Source organism: Staphylococcus pasteuri, assembly GCF_003970495.1.
GTDB classification, from domain to species: domain Bacteria; phylum Bacillota; class Bacilli; order Staphylococcales; family Staphylococcaceae; genus Staphylococcus; species Staphylococcus pasteuri.
Map to the genome: position 1 here is coordinate 1 of NZ_RXWW01000092.1, position 843 is coordinate 843.

At 25.5% G+C, this 843-nt stretch carries 1 protein-coding gene; it reads right to left on the reverse strand.

Going from position 1 to position 843, the window contains the following annotated elements; genetic code table 11:
- Positions 1-14: 14 nt before the first annotated feature.
- On the reverse strand, positions 15-843 hold an 829-nt coding region (locus CD121_RS12100), incomplete at its 5' end, for an ABC transporter ATP-binding protein (RefSeq protein WP_143565119.1).

Below are 843 nucleotides of genomic sequence, written 5' to 3' on the forward strand. Positions count from 1 at the left end.
GTTTAATCCCCTAACTATTTAAATAATGATATATAATCTGCTTCAATATTTTTGATGTTGAGTAAAGTATTATCATTACCTATGTAATTTTGAATTAATTTCAGATTATCTTCTTGGTCAATAATTTCTATAGTATTGCCATCTATATGCGTAATAAAATCAAATTGTTGTTTGATTGATTGCATATCTTTTATTGGATTTGTATATGTAAGTAATTGTCGATTTTCAAATTGTGTAGATTTTAATTCTTTGATTTCACCATTGTTAAGGAACAAATAACGATTACATATTTGTTTTAATTCATTAATCTGATGACTAGAAATTAAAAATATAGATTGATATTTTGCAGCATATTGTTGTAAAAGTTGAATTAATTGATCAATACCTACTGGATCTAAACCAACAAACGGTTCATCTAGAACTGCTATTTTAGGTTCTGTAATTAAGCACATTGCTAAACATAGTCTTTGCTTCATACCAAATGAATAGTCTTTAACCTTCTTTTTATTGTCTTCTAAAGCAACAAAAGTTAAAATATCACTTATTTTATCGAGATATTGATTTTGATTGTTTACTTTTAAATAAAATTCTAAATTTTGACGCGCGCTATAATTAGGAAAATATACTTGATTAATCATAAAACCAAAGTCAGTAAGTATATTTTCATTTATATGTATATCTTGGTTATTGTATGAAATAGTCCCTTCAGAAGGTCGTTGCATTTTAGCAATTAATTTCATTAGAGTGGTTTTACCCGCACCATTTTTACCAATTAAACCAATAATATCGCCATTATTCATATCAAAATTAATATTATTTAAGATAGTTGTAGAACCATAAGTT